This window comes from Methylocystis parvus OBBP (genome assembly GCF_027571405.1).
Classification (GTDB): Bacteria; Pseudomonadota; Alphaproteobacteria; order Rhizobiales; family Beijerinckiaceae; genus Methylocystis; species Methylocystis parva.
On sequence record NZ_CP092968.1, the window covers coordinates 3,967,418 to 3,982,981 of the forward strand.

At 65.0% G+C, this 15,564-nt stretch carries 15 protein-coding genes and 1 riboswitch; of the genes, 11 read left to right on the plus strand and 4 right to left on the minus strand.

What is annotated here, in order from left to right:
- Positions 1–6: 6 nt before the first annotated feature.
- The 3 genes from cobW to MMG94_RS19205 are packed head-to-tail and all read right to left on the minus strand — an operon-like array spanning position 7 to position 1,907.
- On the minus strand, positions 7–1,041 hold the full coding sequence (gene cobW, locus MMG94_RS19195) for a cobalamin biosynthesis protein CobW (RefSeq protein WP_016920896.1): 1,035 nt from the start codon (positions 1,039–1,041) through the stop codon (positions 7–9).
- On the minus strand, positions 1,038–1,709 hold the full coding sequence (locus MMG94_RS19200; RefSeq protein ID WP_016920895.1) for a CbtA family protein: 672 nt from the start codon (positions 1,707–1,709) through the stop codon (positions 1,038–1,040). Before MMG94_RS19200 ends, cobW begins: the two co-directional genes overlap by 4 nt.
- A gap of 18 nt (positions 1,710–1,727) precedes the next feature.
- A complete protein-coding gene (locus tag MMG94_RS19205) occupies positions 1,728–1,907 on the minus strand; it encodes a CbtB domain-containing protein (RefSeq protein ID WP_026016395.1) in 180 nt (59 codons plus the stop codon).
- Positions 1,908–1,958: 51 nt separating this feature from the next.
- Positions 1,959–2,165: riboswitch (cobalamin riboswitch) on the minus strand.
- Between the two features lie 86 nt (positions 2,166–2,251).
- Here MMG94_RS19205 and cobO point away from each other — a divergent pair.
- Positions 2,252–2,821, plus strand: coding sequence for a cob(I)yrinic acid a,c-diamide adenosyltransferase (cobO, locus tag MMG94_RS19210; protein ID WP_051001143.1), 570 nt, complete (start codon positions 2,252–2,254; stop codon positions 2,819–2,821).
- Between the two features lie 183 nt (positions 2,822–3,004).
- On the opposite strand, the gene MMG94_RS19215 is transcribed toward cobO, so the two are convergent.
- Entirely contained in the window at positions 3,005–3,199 is a 195-nt protein-coding gene (locus MMG94_RS19215; RefSeq protein WP_016920892.1) for a hypothetical protein, read from the minus strand.
- A 468-nt stretch (positions 3,200–3,667) separates the two neighbouring features.
- Between MMG94_RS19215 and MMG94_RS19220 the strand changes: the two genes are divergently transcribed.
- The 10 genes from MMG94_RS19220 (at position 3,668) to bamA (ending at position 15,491) form a co-directional block, all read left to right on the plus strand.
- Positions 3,668–4,681, plus strand: coding sequence for a 30S ribosomal protein S2 (locus tag MMG94_RS19220; protein ID WP_016920890.1), 1,014 nt, complete (start codon positions 3,668–3,670; stop codon positions 4,679–4,681).
- Positions 4,682–4,816: 135 nt separating this feature from the next.
- Complete coding sequence (tsf, locus tag MMG94_RS19225) at positions 4,817–5,743, plus strand: translation elongation factor Ts (RefSeq protein WP_016920889.1); 927 nt, start codon at positions 4,817–4,819, stop codon at positions 5,741–5,743.
- A 270-nt stretch (positions 5,744–6,013) separates the two neighbouring features.
- On the plus strand, positions 6,014–6,994 hold the full coding sequence (locus tag MMG94_RS19230) for an SDR family oxidoreductase (protein WP_016920888.1): 981 nt from the start codon (positions 6,014–6,016) through the stop codon (positions 6,992–6,994).
- 97 nt (positions 6,995–7,091) lie between these two features.
- Positions 7,092–7,817 carry a UMP kinase gene (pyrH, locus tag MMG94_RS19235; RefSeq protein WP_016920887.1) on the plus strand — a complete coding sequence of 242 codons (726 nt, stop codon included), beginning with the start codon at positions 7,092–7,094 and terminating at the stop codon, positions 7,815–7,817.
- 157 nt (positions 7,818–7,974) lie between these two features.
- On the plus strand, positions 7,975–8,535 hold the full coding sequence (frr, locus tag MMG94_RS19240) for a ribosome recycling factor (RefSeq protein ID WP_026016394.1): 561 nt from the start codon (positions 7,975–7,977) through the stop codon (positions 8,533–8,535).
- A gap of 80 nt (positions 8,536–8,615) precedes the next feature.
- Positions 8,616–9,392 carry an isoprenyl transferase gene (locus MMG94_RS19245; protein WP_016920885.1) on the plus strand — a complete coding sequence of 259 codons (777 nt, stop codon included), beginning with the start codon at positions 8,616–8,618 and terminating at the stop codon, positions 9,390–9,392.
- Positions 9,389–10,243 carry a phosphatidate cytidylyltransferase gene (locus MMG94_RS19250; protein WP_244415439.1) on the plus strand — a complete coding sequence of 285 codons (855 nt, stop codon included), beginning with the start codon at positions 9,389–9,391 and terminating at the stop codon, positions 10,241–10,243. Before MMG94_RS19245 ends, MMG94_RS19250 begins: the two co-directional genes overlap by 4 nt.
- A 5-nt stretch (positions 10,244–10,248) precedes the next feature.
- On the plus strand, positions 10,249–11,493 hold the full coding sequence (dxr, locus tag MMG94_RS19255) for a 1-deoxy-D-xylulose-5-phosphate reductoisomerase (RefSeq protein ID WP_016920883.1): 1,245 nt from the start codon (positions 10,249–10,251) through the stop codon (positions 11,491–11,493).
- A 77-nt stretch (positions 11,494–11,570) separates the two neighbouring features.
- The gene (locus tag MMG94_RS19260; RefSeq protein ID WP_016920882.1) at positions 11,571–12,710 is read left to right on the plus strand and encodes a M50 family metallopeptidase; all 1,140 of its coding nucleotides are present in this window, start codon (positions 11,571–11,573) and stop codon (positions 12,708–12,710) included.
- 288 nt (positions 12,711–12,998) lie between these two features.
- On the plus strand, positions 12,999–15,491 hold the full coding sequence (gene bamA / locus MMG94_RS19265) for an outer membrane protein assembly factor BamA (RefSeq protein WP_016920881.1): 2,493 nt from the start codon (positions 12,999–13,001) through the stop codon (positions 15,489–15,491).
- Positions 15,492–15,564 lie beyond the last annotated feature (73 nt).

The window sequence follows — 15,564 nt, forward strand, 5'->3', positions numbered from 1 at the left end:
GGCGCGTCACGGCTGCGCCAGCATGGCGGCGATGGCGTCGCGATCGAGACCTTTTTCGCCGATGACCACGAGGCGGCTGGCGCGTTCTTCTCCGGGCTTCCAGGCGCGGTCGAAATGATGCTGGATGCGCGCGCCGACGCCTTGCACAAGCAGCCGCATCGGCTTGCCGGCGACCTCGACGAAGCCCTTCACCCGCAACACGTCATGCGCGCGGGCGATGTCGCCGAGTCTCGCGACGAGCGCGGCGGGATCGGCGACGGAGGGAAGGCTCACGACGAAACTGTCGAAATCGTCATGGTCGTGATCGGGCTCCGCGTCGTGATGCGACGGCCGGCTGGCGAGATCGTCTTCCGCAGCGGCGGCGAGGCCGAGCAGCACGAGCGGATCGACCCGGCCGTCGCGCGCGCGCACGACCTTCACGCTGTCGCGCGCGCCTTGCGCGAGCTGCGATGCGACTTGCGCCTCTTCGGCCTCGTCGAGAAGATCCGTCTTGTTGAGGATCACGAGATCGGCGCAAGCGAGCTGGTCTTCGAAAACCTCTTCGAGCGGATTGTCGTGATCGATCCTTTCCGCCTCGGCGCGCTCCTGCGCGATGGCGTCGGGATCATCGGCGAAACGGCCTTCCGCGACCGCCTTGCCGTCGATGATGGCGATGACGCCGTCGACCGTGAGCCTCGAGCGGATGGCCGGCCAGTCGAACGCCTTGATCAGCGGCTTTGGCAAAGCGAGGCCGGAGGTCTCGATGATAATGTGGTCGGGGCGCTTTTCATGCGCGAGCAACGCTTCGATCGCCGGCGCGAAATCGTCGGCGACGGTGCAGCACAGACAGCCATTCGCCAGCTCGACAATATTCTCTTCCGGGCAATTCTCTACGCCGCAGGCCCGCAGGATGTCGCCGTCGACGCCGACATCGCCGAACTCATTGATGACCAGCGCAAGCCGGCGGTCGCGCGCATTCTCCAGAACATGGCGGATAAGCGTCGTCTTGCCGGCGCCGAGAAAGCCCGTGACGATGGTGACGGGGATTTTCGCTGCGCTCATGCGGCTTCCGTTTCGTCACGCGAGATGAGGCTCCAAATGAGTCCGGCGAGGGCGCCGGCGAGCACCCAGCTCGACGCCTGAACGGCGAGAGACGCCGCGGCGAAGCGCGCCGCGAGTTCCGCCGGAACGGCGCTCTCGGGCGTTGCGGGCGTGGGCCAGAAGAAATGCGGCGCGACGAGCAGCGCGACGCCCATCGCCTTGGCCGCGATATGGTCGAACCGCAGCAGCGCAAAGAGCCCCGCGCCGGTCGACGCGGCGGTCGCGAGCCACCAGATCTGACGCCCCGCAAGATCCGTCTCCGCCGCGCCGGGCAATTGCGGGGCGAGGCCGAGGCTCGTCGCAAGCCCGGTGGCGGCGAAGGCGCAGGAGCCCCAGAGGGCGGCGCGGCGCGGTCCGATGCGCTCGCCCGCAAAGAGCATGCAGGCGAGCAGGACGAGCGCATAGCCGGTCGAGACGGCGATCGTCGCGAGGCTGGTCGCGAAGGTGCGGCGCAGGCCTTCGAAGGCCGGCCCCGCCTGCTCGGCGATTCCCTCATGGACGTGCTGCGCCGTCTCATAGACCTCGGCGGCGAGGATGAGGGGAGTCGTAGCGACGTGCTGCAGGGCCGCGACGGCGAGGCCAGCAACAATGCCGGCGACGAGGCCGGCCGCCAAAAGGCGCGCGATCACGGGGCGTGTGAGCGGCGGTCAGTGGCAGGGGAAGGAGAGCGCGTGGCGCGAATCATGCGCCGCGTCGTGCACGGTCTCGGAATTCGCGAAGCCCGCGCCATAAACGAGCCCGAGGCCGATGACGAGCGCGACAAAGGCGGCTTTCAGCGACTCGATCCTGGAGGCGGAGAGGGTGCGGATGGCGGCGGCGTTATTCATTTGCGTCTCCCTGCCGCCCCACCGGCGGCGATATGTTTCGACAGGCGGATCGAAGCGATCGCCGCGACGGCAGGTCTCCTGGCTTCCGGGAGCCACATCCGCGCCGCCTTCCCAGACTTTCGCCCAGTGGCCGATGGCGCGGCATTCCCGGTTACAGTTGCGGGGGCAGCCGCGGATTTGGGCCGGCCCAGCCTGGGCCTGTCCGCACCGCGTTCCCTATTCGCCTTCTTGCGAAGGACCGTCGCTTTCACTCATATGCGCGCGTCACCTTCACGTCAAACGGCAAGGAACCGCTCTTGACAGACGATCCGGAAAAAGACGCCGCCCGCCGTCATCGCGAAAAGATGGAGAAGCGCAAGGCGGTTCAGGACGCCGAGGTCGCGTCGAAGTCGATCGCCCAAAAGGGCCTGCTCATGGTCCATACCGGGCCGGGGAAAGGGAAGTCCACCGCCGCTTTCGGTCTGGCCCTGCGCGCGCTGGGGCATGGCTGGAAAATCGGCGTCGTGCAGTTCGGCAAGGGCGCGTGGCGCACGGGCGAGCGGGAGATGCTGGAAAAGCTGGGACAGGTCGCCTGGCATACGCTGGGCGAGGGCTTCACCTGGGAGACGCAGGACCGCACCCGCGACGAGGCGGCGGCGCGCCGCGCCTGGGAGACGGCGTGTGAACTGATGGACGACCTGGCGATACGCCTGCTGGTGCTGGACGAATTGAACATTGCGCTGCGTTACGACCATCTGCCGCTTGATGAAGTCATCGCTAAGCTCGGCGCGCGGCGCACGGATTTGCATGTCGTCGTCACGGGCAGAAACGCCAAGCCCGAAATGATCTCCGCGGCCGATCTCGTTACGGAGATGGCGCAGGTGAAGCATCACTTTTCTGCGGGCGTGAAAGCCCAGGCGGGGATTGAATTCTGAAGCTTGCGGCTGAGGCATCGAAAAATCGCTTAAAAAACCAAAAATCACTTAAAAAACAAGGAGGCCGACGCTCGAATTGATCGAGAACGTCGGCTCCTTTTTGTCGGATCGCTCGCAGAACGTCCGACCCTGCATAGACAAAACCGGGAGCGGCCGCTCCCGGCAAGTCACAGGCAGGGGTTATTACTGGATCATACGGGCGGTCGAGCCGACGCCAGCGGAGCCGAGAGCTTCGCGGTTGTTGCCCGTGCCGTTCGTGCCCTCGGGGGAGATCCAATCCGGAACCCAGGTGAGAGCGACGACGATGAAGCCGACGAAGGCGGCAACCCAAATGAGCATCTTGCCGATGTCGCCGGAGCTGTGAACGTTGACGGCCATGTGTTTTCCCCCTGTTTGTTTTTTACCTGAATACTTGCCGCATCGAGGTAACCCTAGCTCGATTCAAAACGCTTGGCAATGCGCCGGCGGCGCCTATTTTTAGTCGTTCAAATCATCTACTTTTTCATTTGAAAACAGTAACATCGCATGCGACAACTGGTCGCGGCCATCAAAAATTTTGCGGCGCAATATAGAAAGTTTGGATGGGCCGACGCCGATCTTGTCGTGTCGCCTTCATCAGCTTCGCCGGCCGATCTTCCTTCTCCCGCTTTTGCTCAGGCGGCGCGGGCCGAATCCGTCTTCCCGCGCTCGAAACGCGCCTATTGCTCCCATCGGCCGCTTCGCATATAAGCGCGCGCATCCCACAGGCGAAGGATATGCGGCGTCTGATCCAAGACGTCGTTTCCGGTGGCTGGTTTCCGGCCTCTCTCCCTTGCTTTCGCCGAGGTTCAACCGGAGAAGAATAAAATGGCGCTTCCTGATTTCAACATGCGCGGCCTCCTTGAGGCGGGCGCTCACTTCGGCCACCAGGCGCATCGCTGGAATCCGAAGATGGCCCCCTTCATTTTCGGCGAGCGCAACAACATCCACATCATTGACCTCGCCCAGACGGTGCCGCTGCTGCATCAGGCCCTGAAGACGGTCTCCGACACCGTGGCCAAGGGCGGCCGCGTGCTTTTCGTCGGCACCAAGCGTCAGGCGCAGGACCAGATCGCCGACGCCGCGAAGCGCAGCGCCCAGTATTACATCAATTCCCGCTGGCTCGGCGGCACGCTGACCAACTGGAAGACCATTTCCGGTTCGATCAACCGCCTGCGCAAGCTCGACGAGATACTCTCGGCCGGCGCCCAGGGCGTGACGAAGAAAGAACGCCTGCTGCTGACCCGCGAGAAGGACAAGCTCGAAAAGGCGCTGGGCGGCATCAAGGACATGGGCGGCACGCCCGATCTGATCTTCGTTATCGACACCAACAAGGAGCAGCTCGCGATCAAGGAGGCGAACCGCCTCAAGATCCCGGTCGTGGCGATCCTCGACACCAATTGCGATCCGGACGGCGTGAGCTATCCGATCCCCGGCAATGACGACGCCGGCCGTGCGATCGCGCTCTATTGCGACCTCGTCGCAAAGGCGGCGATCGACGGCATCGGCCGCAGCCAGGGCGCGCTGGGCGTCGATCTCGGCGCCGCCGAGGCGCCGGAGGTCGAGGCGGCCGTCGCTTCCGAAGCTCCTGCGGCCTATGAGTCGACCGAGGCCTTCGAGCTGCTGGCCGCGCCGCGCGGCGCGCCGGACGATCTCGCCAAGCTCAACGGCGTCGGCCCGCAGCTTGTCAAGAAGCTCAACGATGGCGGCATCTACCACTATTGGCAGCTCGCCGCGATGTCGCCGGCCGACATCGAAAAGGTCGACGCCGACCTCAAGCTCAACGGCCGCATCGGCCGCGACGGCTGGATCGAGCAGGCCCGCGCGCTGCTGTCCGCGTAAGCCGGACCGTCACATTCCGCTTTTAACTCGGGCGCCGGCTCAACAGAGTCGGCGCCCGTCGCAATAAACGCCCAAGAGAGCCTGCGACGCTGCGTATCGACGCGCTATTGCACGGCGCAACAGAAGGATTTCGACATGGCCACGATCACCGCCGCCCTCGTCAAGGAACTGCGTGAAAGCACCGGCGCCGGCATGATGGACTGCAAGGGCGCACTGACCGCGACCGACGGCGATTTCGAGGCCGCGATCGACTGGCTGCGCAAGAAGGGCCTCTCCAAGGCCGCCAAGAAGGCCGACCGCGTCGCCGCCGAGGGTCTCGTCGCCGCGCTCACCGGCGACAAGGCCGGCGTCGTGGTCGAGGTGAACTCCGAGACCGACTTCGTCTCGCGCAACGCCGACTTCCAGACGCTCGTCAAGAACATCGCCGAAGTCGCGCTCGCGACCGGCAAGACGGACGCGGCCGAACTCGGCGCGCAGGCCTATCCGGGCGGCGGCACGGTGGCCGAGAACGTCACCAGCTCGATCGCCACGATCGGCGAGAACTTGACGCTGCGCCGCGCCGCGTCGCTCACGGTCGGCGACGGCGTCGTCGGCCGCTATGTGCACGGCCAGGTCGTCGACGGCCAGGGCAAGATCGCCGTGATCGTCGCGCTGGAATCGACCGGCGACAAGGAGGTGCTGGCCAAGCTCGCCCGCGAGATCGCCATGCATGTCGCCTCCGCCAATCCGCAGGCGATGGACGCGTCCGGTCTCGACCCGGCGGTGGTGGAGCGCGAGGCGAATCTGTTGCGCGAGAAGAACGCCGGCAAGCCCGACAATGTGCTGGCCAAAATCGTCGAGTCCGGCATCAAGACCTTTGCCAAGGAAGTCTGTCTGCTCGACCAGCCGTCGAACCATCCCGAGCACAATGGCAAGACCGTCGCTCAGGCCGTGAAGGAACTCGAAGGCAAGGCCGGCGCCCCGATCGCGATCAAGGGTTTCGTGCGCTACGCGCTCGGCGAAGGCATCGAGAAGCAGACCAGCGATTTCGCGGCCGAGGTTGCGGCGGCGGCGAAGGGCTGACGGAAGGCCGTCTTCGGGATGGCGTCAGAACGGCCGAGGCGTGAGCCTCGGCCGTTTTTCTTTGGTCGTGCATTTTGGGGGATCGCTACTAGCGGCGCATGAGGCTGATCGGTTCAGCATCGGCGTCGCCTCGGACAGTGCTGATTCACCGTTTCCGCTGGCCGCCCAAGCCTGCCAGGCCGCTCGAGCGCGGAGAAGCGCGGTAAGCCAGGAAACAATTCCCGCCTCCAGCGCGTTTGCCTCCACTGGCGGGGCGCCGGGAGCGTCGACATGGCTGCGGAGCGTCAATCGGTGGAGGAAACCATCCGGGAGAATATCTCGGTGAACGGCATTGAGAGCGAGCCGCCGCCGCCCGCCATGCCGGCGCAGGCGGAGTTGAAAAACCCGCGCGAGCTTTATCCCAAGCCGCCCTTCGGGAAGCAGTCCCAGCCCTGGCCGGGGCTCGCGAGCAGGATGCGGCCGATTCCAGATCATGGCGAGAAAAGCTATCGCGGCTCGGGGCGGCTCGCGGGACGCAAGGCGCTCATTACCGGCGGCGATTCCGGCATTGGCCGCGCGGCGGCCATCGCTTTCGCGCGCGAGGGGGCCGATGTCGCGATCAATTATCTCCCCGAGGAAGAGCCGGACGCGCAGGAGGTCGCCTCGCTGATATGCGACGCGGGCGCGAAGGCCGCTTTGCTGCCCGGCGACATTCGCGATGAAATGTTCTGCAAGCGCCTCGTCGAAGACGCTGTGAACGAGCTTGGCGGCCTCGACATTCTCGTCAATAACGCCGCGCGCCAGCATGTGCATGAATCGATCATGGAGATCACGACGGAAGAGCTCGACTGGACTTTCCGCACCAATCTCTATGCGCTGTTCTGGATCACCAAGGCGGCGATCCCGCATATGCCGCCGGGCGCCGCCATCATCAACACGACCTCCATCAACGCCTATCAGCCCTCGCAGGCGTTGCTGGACTACGCCGTGACGAAGGCGGGCATTCTCAACTTCACCTGGGGACTCGCGAAGCAACTCGCCGCCAAGGGGATTCGCGTCAACGCCGTCGCGCCGGGACCGTTCTGGACGCCCTTGCAGCCGACGGGCGGGCAGACGCAAGACCATCTCGAACAGTTTGGCGGCGACACGCCGATCGGACGCCCCGGCCAGCCGGCGGAGATCGCGCCGCTCTATGTTCTGCTGGCCTCCGCCGAATCGAGCTACGCCACCGGTCAGGTCTTCGGCGCGACGGGCGGTGAGCCCGGGCCGTAAGGGTTTGTTCAGCCTGACGTGACGAGGGTCACTTGCCGGGGCGGCGCGCGGTTCGTATGTAGATTGCGCCCCGCCCAAGCCAGCCAAGAGACCCGCCATGGCCGATCACGCATCGAAGTCCTATAAACGCGTGGTCGTGAAGCTCTCCGGCGAGGCGCTGCAGGGGCCCTCTACGCACGGCCTCGACGCCGGCACCCTGGCGCGCATCGCGAAAGATTTGGCCGCCGCTTCCGAGGCCGGCCACGAAGTCGCGGTGGTTGTCGGCGGCGGGAATTTCTTTCGCGGCATAAAGGGCGCCGACTCGGGCATAGAGCGCGCCCGCGCCGATTCAATCGGCATGCTCGCGACGGTCATGAACGGCCTTGCGCTCGAGCAGGCGATCGAGATGCAGGGCCGGCAGGCGCGTTGCCTTTCCGCCGTGCCGATGCCGGCGCTTTGCGAATCCTTCTCGCGCCGCGCCGCGCTGCACCATCTCGCCAAGGGCAGGGTGGTGATCGCGGCGGGCGGCACGGGCAATCCGTTCTTCACCACCGACACCGGCGCGGTGCTGCGCGCAGCCGAGCTTTCCGCGGACGCCGTGCTCAAGGCGACCCAGGTCGACGGCGTCTATACGGCGGACCCCAAGCGCGACCCCGACGCCCGGCGCTATGAGCGTCTGACCCATGACGAGGCCATCGCCCAAAATCTTGCTGTGATGGACACGGCCGCCTTCGCGCTTGCGCGCGAGAACAAGATACCCATTATTGTCTTCTCGATTGCTGAGGCCGGGGCGATCGCCTCGGTTCTTTCGGGCGGGGGGCGCTCGACCCTCGTCGCGCCGTAAGCGCGCGCGTCTTTCTTGCGCGCGCGCAGGAAAAACATGCCATAAGGGCCCTCGCCTCGGGGACGCTGCGTCCCGAGGGCTCAGGTTCAGGCGGCCCGCCGCCTCCTGCGCGCGTTCTAGAGGCGCGCGGCGGCGGACAGACAGGTTATGGATGGTCATGACGGATAAATTCGATCTCGCGGATATCAGGCGCCGCATGCAGGGCGCGATCGCGACGCTGAAGCACGAATTTGGCGGGCTGCGCACCGGCCGCGCCGCGGCGAGCCTGCTCGATCCGGTCCATGTCGAGGCCTATGGCCAAGTTTCGCCGCTCAACCAGGTCGCGACCGTCAGCGTTCCGGAGCCGCGCATGCTTGCGGTGGCGGTATGGGACAAGGCCCTGGTCATCGCCGTCGACAAGGCGATCCGCGAGGCCAATCTTGGCCTGCAGCCGACCGTCGAGGGCCAGACGCTGCGCATCCGCATGCCCGAATTGAACGAGCAGCGCCGCAAGGAACTGGTGAAGGTCGCGCATAAATACGCCGAGGAGGCGCGCGTCGCCGTGCGGCATGTGCGCCGCGACGGCATCGACGTTTTGAAGAAGCTCCTAAAGGATCACGCCATTCCCGAAGACGACGAGAAGCGGCACGAGACCGAGGTCCAGAAGGCGACGGACGAGTCGGTGAAGGAGATCGACGCCGCTCTGGCCGCCAAGGAAAAAGAAATCATGCAGGTCTAGCTCATTCGAGCGACCCTTCGAGCGCGAAAGCGCCCGCCCGCCTCCTTTGCTAAGATCGGCCGGCGATTCGGAACGAAACGATGGCGGAAGGCGATTTTCTCGAAATGGCGACGACCGCCCTCGGCATTCAATCGGCCCCGCGCCATGTCGCGCTGATCATGGACGGCAATGGCCGCTGGGCGGCCGCGCGCGGGTTGCCGCGTTTCGAGGGCCATCGGCGGGGCGTCGAGGCGCTGCGCCGGGCCGTGCGGGCCGCCATCGACCTGAAGATCTCTTACCTCACGGTCTATTCCTTCTCGGCCGAGAACTGGTCGCGCCCGCGTGAAGAGGTGCAGAGCCTGCTCGGGCTGCTCCACCGCTTCATCCGCAACGATCTGGCCGAGCTGCATGCGAATAATGTCCGCGTGCGCGTCATCGGCGCCCGTGACGATCTCGCGCCGGAAATCGCCGATCTGCTGAAGGAGGCGGAGCAGGTGACCCAGGCCAATACGGGTCTGACCCTCGTCGTCGCCTTCAATTACGGCGCCCGGCAGGAGATCGCCGCCGCCGCCCGGGCGCTGGCGGAAATGGTCGCCGAGGGTCGCCTCAAGCCGCAGGACATCGACGCGGACGCCATTTCGGCCCGGCTGGACACAGCCGATATTCCCGACCCGGACCTCATCATCCGTACGTCGGGCGAACAGCGCCTGTCGAATTTTCTCTTGTGGCAGGCTGCTTATGCCGAATTTGTCTTTCTGCCCATCCTTTGGCCGGATTTCGATCGCGCCGCCATGATCGCCGCTTTGCAGGAATATGCCCATCGCGAGCGCCGGTTCGGCCGAGTCGAGGCTCCGCGCAGCGCCAAAACCGCATCGTGAGCGGGGCGGTGGAGAAGGGGGCCGTCAAAGGGGGCGGATTCGCGGATCTCGGGCCGCGCGTCGCTTCGGCCGTCATTCTGGTCGCCTCCGCTATCCTTACCCTTTACGTCGGCGGCGACGTCTTCGCTTTTTTCTGGCTCTTCGCCGGCTTCGCCGTGAATTGGGAATGGCAGGGGCTGATCGGCGGCGAGCGGCGCATGGCCCGGATCATTGCGGGCGGCGCGGCGGTCGCGGCTGCGGCCGCCTTCGGCCGGAACGGGCTGGCGGGCGTCGCCGCGCTGGAAGTGGCGGCTTTCGCAGGAGTTGCCGCCATCCTCGCGGGACGCGAGCGGCGTCTCTGGGCCGCGACGGGCGTCTTCTATGCGGGGGCGCTGACTTTCTCGGTCTGCTGGCTGCGGGAGTCGCTCGAATTCGGCCTCCTCGCCATCGCTTTCCTTTTCGCCATCGTCTGGGGAACGGATATTTTCGCCTATTTCGGCGGCAGGCTGATCGGCGGGCCGAAACTTTGGCCCCGCGTCTCGGCGGGAAAGACCTGGTCCGGTACGATCGCCGGCGTGGTCAGCGGCGCGCTTCTGGGATTGGCGACGGCCTATTTTGGCGGTGGCCCGGCGCTTGCGAGTTTCGAGACGTTCCTGGTCGCCGTAACGGCGGCCGCCATCTCTCAGATGGGCGATTTGTTCGAATCCTCGGTGAAGCGCCGCTTCGGCGTCAAGGATTCGAGCCAGCTCATTCCCGGACATGGCGGCGTGATGGACCGCCTGGACGGCTTTATCTTCGCCTGCGCCTTCGCGGCGGCGCTCGGCTTGGCGAGAGGCGATCCGTCGGCGGCGGCGAACCTCTTTTTCTGGTGAGACTGATGGCTCTGAAAAACGGACATTTGAACGGCCAAGCCAATGGCAAGGCGGCGGCGCCGCGCCGCATCGTCCTTTTGGGCGCGACGGGCTCGGTCGGCCGCTCCACCGTCGATCTGCTGGAGCGCGATCCGGAGGGGTTTTCCGTCGCCGCGGTCGCCGGCGGCCGCGACGCCAGGGCGCTCGCCGACATAGCGCGGCGCACCAAGGCGGAATTCGCGGCCATAAGGGACGAGAACGCCTATTCCGAGCTGAAGGAAGCCCTTGCCGGCACGAACATTCAGGTCGCAGCCGGGCGGGAGGCCGTCATCGAGGCGGCCTTGCGGGAGGCCGACCTCCTCGTCTCCGCCATTGTCGGCGCCGCCGGCGTCGAACCGACCCACGCCGCGCTTTCCGTCGGCCGTGACGTCGCGCTCGCCAATAAGGAATGTCTTGTCTGCGCCGGCGCGCCGTTCATGCGAACCGCGAAGAAGACGAAGGCGCAATTGCTGCCCGTCGACAGCGAGCACAACGCCATTTTTCAGGCGCTCGGCGGCGAGGATCCGTCCCGTATCGAGCGTATGATCGTCACCGCTTCGGGCGGCCCGTTCCGGACCTGGAGCAAGGAGCGCATCGACGACGCGACGGTCGAGGAGGCGCTCAACCATCCGAATTGGGCGATGGGCCCCAAGATCACCGTCGACTCCGCCGGCATGATGAACAAGGGCCTCGAACTGATCGAGGCGCATCATCTTTTCGGCGTGCCGGCGGAAAAGCTCGAAGTGGTGGTGCATCCCCAGTCGATCGTCCACGGGCTCGTGGCGTTTTCGGACGGATCGGTGACGGCCGGCATGGCCCCGCCGGACATGCGCGTGCCGATCGCCCATTGCCTCGGCTATCCGGACCGCCTCGCCACCCCCGCGTCCCGGCTCGATTTCGCGAAGATCGCGACCTTGACCTTCGAAGCTCCTGATTTTGAGCGTTTTCCGGCGCTGAAACTGGCGCTCGACGCGCTGGCGCATGGCGGCGGCTTAACGAATGTTCTCAACGCCGCCAACGAAATCGCCGTGCAGGCGTTTCTCGACCGTCGCATCTCCTTTTCCGGCATCGCCCGTCACGTCGCGGCGGCGTGCGAGACGGCGCTGCGGGAGGGCTACGCACAAGCTCCTGAAAGTGTTGAGGAAGCGCTCGGCGTTGACCATATTGTCAGAGAAAGGTCCCGGGCCGTCTTGGCCGTTGACGCGCCTTCGGGCATGTTAACGCTTCAGTAACCAAAACCCACGCCCTACGCTGGCGCGGGTCTTGGCCCGAGTGGAGCGTTGGAGGCGAGACCGTGCTGGACCTGTTGATGACTTTTGCAACCTACGTCATCCCTTTTGTCGTCGTCCTCAGCGTCGTCGTCTTCATCCATGAATATGGCCACTTCATCGTGGGGCGCTGGTGCGGGGTCCAGGTGGACGCCTTCTCCATCGGCTTCGGCCCCGAGCTATGGGCCCGGATCGACCGTCACGGCACGCGCTGGCGCATTGCGGCCATTCCGCTCGGCGGCTACGTGAAATTCCATGGCGACGCCAATGGCGCGAGCGTCCCGGATCCCGATGCGGTCGAGGCCATGCCGGCGGCGGAGCGCGCCGTGACCTTCGCCGCCCAGGCGGTGTGGAAGCGGGCGGCCATCGTATTCGCCGGACCCTTCGCGAATTTCCTGCTCGCCATCGCCATCTTCGCCGGCATGTTCGCTTATTACGGCCGCACCGTGCTGACCCCGCGCATCGGCGCGGTGGTCGCCGGCGGCGCGGGCGAGGCCGCGGGCTTCATGCCCGGCGACCTCGTGATGTCGATCGACGGAACGCCGATCCCGACCTTCTCGAAGATGCAGGAAATCGTTTCGGTTTCCGCGGATGCCAAGCTCGTCTTCGTCGTCCGCCGCGCCGACGCGGAGGTGACCATTCCGGCGACGCCCGCCTGGCGAGAAGTCGAGAGCGCGGCCGGCAAGGTGCGCATCGGCATGCTCGGTCTCAAGGCGTCGACCAACGCCGCCGACATTCACGAGGAGCGTTTCGGCCCCATCGCGTCGCTCGGCATGGCGCTCGACGAGACCTGGCAGGTCGTGCATCGCACCGGAACCTATGTCGGGGGCCTGATTTCGGGCCGCGAGAGCGCCGACCAGCTTTCCGGACCGATCGGGATCGCGCAGATCTCCGGCCAGATGGCTCAGGCGGCGGCCAAGGTCGGACTTGCGCCCTTCCTCAATCTCATCGCGATCCTGTCGGTCTCGATCGGTCTCCTCAATCTGATGCCGGTCCCACTTCTCGACGGCGGCCATTTGCTGTTCTTCAGCATCGAGGCGATCCGCGGCCGGGCGCTCAACGAGCGCGCTCAGGAATTCGCCTTTCGGGTCGGGCTCGCAATGGTGGGCGTGCTGATGATCTTCTCGACCTATAACGACATCGCCCGGCTCGTTCAGCGCCTGACGGGCGGAGCCTCCTGACCTCGCCTCGTGCGTCGTTCAATTGTGGCGAAACCGCGGCCGTCGGCCGCGGTTTTTACATTTTTATTGACGCTGTTTGGGAGGCGTTAACTCAACGCTGACCATGAATCGTGGCTTTGACGCCACGCCTTCGACAAATTGACCAAACAGATTTTATTCTCGATTTGCAGGGGTGGTTAAACCCTGTAGAAGATTCGGCGACCCCGGAATGGCGGTTCGCCCGCATATGAACGACCGACATTCGCGCCGCGCTCCGGGCGGCGAAGTTGCGACGAGGACCAGCTTTACATGCAATCCATCAGCGGCATTTGGAAATTCTCGTCACTTCTGATCGTCGCGTTGGCGACTATGGTGGCGTTTTCCTCGCCGGCTTCGGCGGGCATTATCGTCCAGGGCAACGGCCGCGCCGATGCCGAGACCATCCGCTCCTATTTCACGGGCACGAGCCCGGCGGAAATCGACAAGGGTCTCGAGGCGCTTCGCGAAAGCGGCCGCTTCGCGACGGTTTCAGCCAGCCGCAAGGGCGGCGACATCATCATTCGCGTGACGGAAGGCAATCAGATCAATCGCGTGGTGATCGAGGGCAACAGCAAGGTCAAGACCGAGAATCTCGAGCCCGAGCTGCGTACGAAATCGCGCGGCGCCTTCAACCCGCAGGTCGCGGAGGCGGACGTCGCCCGTCTGTCCGAAATCTATCGTCGCGCCGGTCGCGGGGCCGCGAAGGTCTCCTACCGCACGGTCGAGCTCCCCAATGGACGCATCGACGTCGTCTTCACGGTGGTCGAGGGCGACAAGACGGGCGTCAAGGAAATCAAGTTCGTCGGCAACAATGTGTACTCCACGCGCCGCCTCGTCGGCCTGATGGAGACGACCGAAATGAACTTCATGTCGTTCTTCAAGACGAGCGACGTGTATGATCCGGATCGCATCGCCGGCGACCTCGAACTCGTTCGCCGGTTCTACCTCAAGAACGGCTATGCGGATTTCCGCGTGGTCAGCTCCGACGCGCAATATGATCCGTCTCAGCAGGGCTACATCATCACCATTGTGGTCGAGGAAGGCCCGCAGTACCACGTCTCTTCGGTGGACGTGGAGTCGCATCTTCCCGACATTGACGGCGCGGCGCTTCGCGACGACCTGAAGCTCTCGCCCGGCGACGTTTATAATGGCGACGCCGTTGAAAAGACCGTCGAGTCCTTGACGCGCGAAGTGGCGAAGAAGGGCTACGCCTTCACCCAGGCCCGCCCGCGCGGCGAGCGCAACCCCGCCGCCCAGACCGTCGCCATCCGCTTCGTGCTGGACGAAGGGCCGCGCGTCTACATCGAACGCATCAATATTCGCGGCAATACGCGCACGCGCGACTACGTCATTCGCCGCGAATTCGATATTGGCGAAGGCGATGCGTACAACCGCGTCCTGATCGACCGCGCGGAGCGCCGCCTGAATGGCCTCGGCTACTTCAAGAAAGTGAAGATCACCAACGAGCCCGGCTCGGCGCCGGATCGCGTGGTGCTCAATGTCGACGTCGAAGATCAGCCGACCGGCAATTTCGGCGTCTCGGGCGGCTACTCGACCAATCAGGGCTTCATCGCGGAAGTCTCGGTTTCGGAAAGCAACTTCATGGGTCGCGGCCAGGCGGTGCGTCTGTCGGTGTCGGCCGGCCAGATCTCGCGCGGCGTGACCTTCAGCTTCACCGAGCCTTATTTCCTCGACCAGAGGATTTCGGCCGGCTTCGACGTCTTCGCCCGCCGCCAGGACGCTTATAACTACTCGATCTACAGCTCGACCTCGATCGGCGGCACGGTTCGCTTCGGCATTCCGATCACCGACGAGATGAGCCTGTCGCCGCGTTACTCGATCTATCAGACCACGATCTCGATCCCGAACTCGACGAGCAAGCCGTATAACGACTGTACGATTCCGACCGCCATCACGCCCGGTTTCTCGCCCTTCTTCCCGGCGCCGGACTATCCGAATCTGTTCTACAACTGCCAATCGAACGGCGAAGCCTCGCTGGCGATCAAGGAGTCGCAGGGCACGATCGTCACGTCGCAGATCGGCTATGCGCTGAACTACAGCACGATCGACAACTTCCGTAATCCTCACAATGGCTGGCTCGTCAGCCTGAATCAGGACGCGGCGGGTCTCGGCGGCTATTCGCGCTATCTCCGCACGACCGGCGACGTCCGCTATTTCCACGAGATTCCCTATCTCGACGACGTGGTGGGCATTGCGCGCTTCCAGGGCGGCGACCTGACGACGTTCGGCGGTTACACGCCGCGCATTCAGGACAACTTCAACCTGGGCCCGAGCCTCGTGCGCGGCTTCGCGCCGGGCGGCATCGGTCCGCGCGACTCGAATATCTTCACCACCTACAATTCGCGTTACGGCAACTCGCTCGGCGGCTCCAACTATATCGGCGGTTCGCTCGAAGTGCAGTTCCCGCTGTGGGGCCTCCCCAAGGATCTGGGTCTGAGGGGCGCGCTCTTCGCCGATGCGGGCAGCCTCTGGAACTTCCAGGGCCGGACCAATTACGCCAACAATCTGCCGACGATCCCCGGCGTGACCTGTCTCGCGGCCTATACGCCGCAAGCGGGCTTCGGCCAGGGCACCTGCGTCGTTCCGAATTCCGACGCTTTCCGTCTCCGTTCGTCGGTCGGCGCGTCGGTCCTGTGGAACTCGCCGATGGGTCCGATCCGCTTCGACTATGCGGTGGTGACCTCGAAGGCGAACACCGACATCACGCAGAACTTCCGCTTCTCGGGCGGCACCAACTTCTGATGAGTCACATGGCCCGCCGGACGAACTGCGTCCGGCGGGCCTTTTCATATCCAGCGTCGGGCGAGCGGCTCGC

Coding starts and splice junctions, on each gene's coding strand:
- cobW (WP_016920896.1), bottom strand. CDS start 1,041: ATGAGCGCAGCGAAAATCCCCGTCACCATCGTCACGGGCTTTCTCGGC.
- MMG94_RS19205 (WP_026016395.1), bottom strand. CDS start 1,907: ATGAATAACGCCGCCGCCATCCGCACCCTCTCCGCCTCCAGGATCGAG.
- cobO (WP_051001143.1), top strand. CDS start 2,252: ATGGAGAAGCGCAAGGCGGTTCAGGACGCCGAGGTCGCGTCGAAGTCG.
- MMG94_RS19215 (WP_016920892.1), bottom strand. CDS start 3,199: ATGGCCGTCAACGTTCACAGCTCCGGCGACATCGGCAAGATGCTCATT.
- MMG94_RS19220 (WP_016920890.1), top strand. CDS start 3,668: ATGGCGCTTCCTGATTTCAACATGCGCGGCCTCCTTGAGGCGGGCGCT.
- tsf (WP_016920889.1), top strand. CDS start 4,817: ATGGCCACGATCACCGCCGCCCTCGTCAAGGAACTGCGTGAAAGCACC.
- MMG94_RS19230 (WP_016920888.1), top strand. CDS start 6,014: ATGGCTGCGGAGCGTCAATCGGTGGAGGAAACCATCCGGGAGAATATC.
- pyrH (WP_016920887.1), top strand. CDS start 7,092: ATGGCCGATCACGCATCGAAGTCCTATAAACGCGTGGTCGTGAAGCTC.
- frr (WP_026016394.1), top strand. CDS start 7,975: ATGACGGATAAATTCGATCTCGCGGATATCAGGCGCCGCATGCAGGGC.
- MMG94_RS19245 (WP_016920885.1), top strand. CDS start 8,616: ATGGCGGAAGGCGATTTTCTCGAAATGGCGACGACCGCCCTCGGCATT.
- dxr (WP_016920883.1), top strand. CDS start 10,249: ATGGCTCTGAAAAACGGACATTTGAACGGCCAAGCCAATGGCAAGGCG.
- MMG94_RS19260 (WP_016920882.1), top strand. CDS start 11,571: ATGACTTTTGCAACCTACGTCATCCCTTTTGTCGTCGTCCTCAGCGTC.
- bamA (WP_016920881.1), top strand. CDS start 12,999: ATGCAATCCATCAGCGGCATTTGGAAATTCTCGTCACTTCTGATCGTC.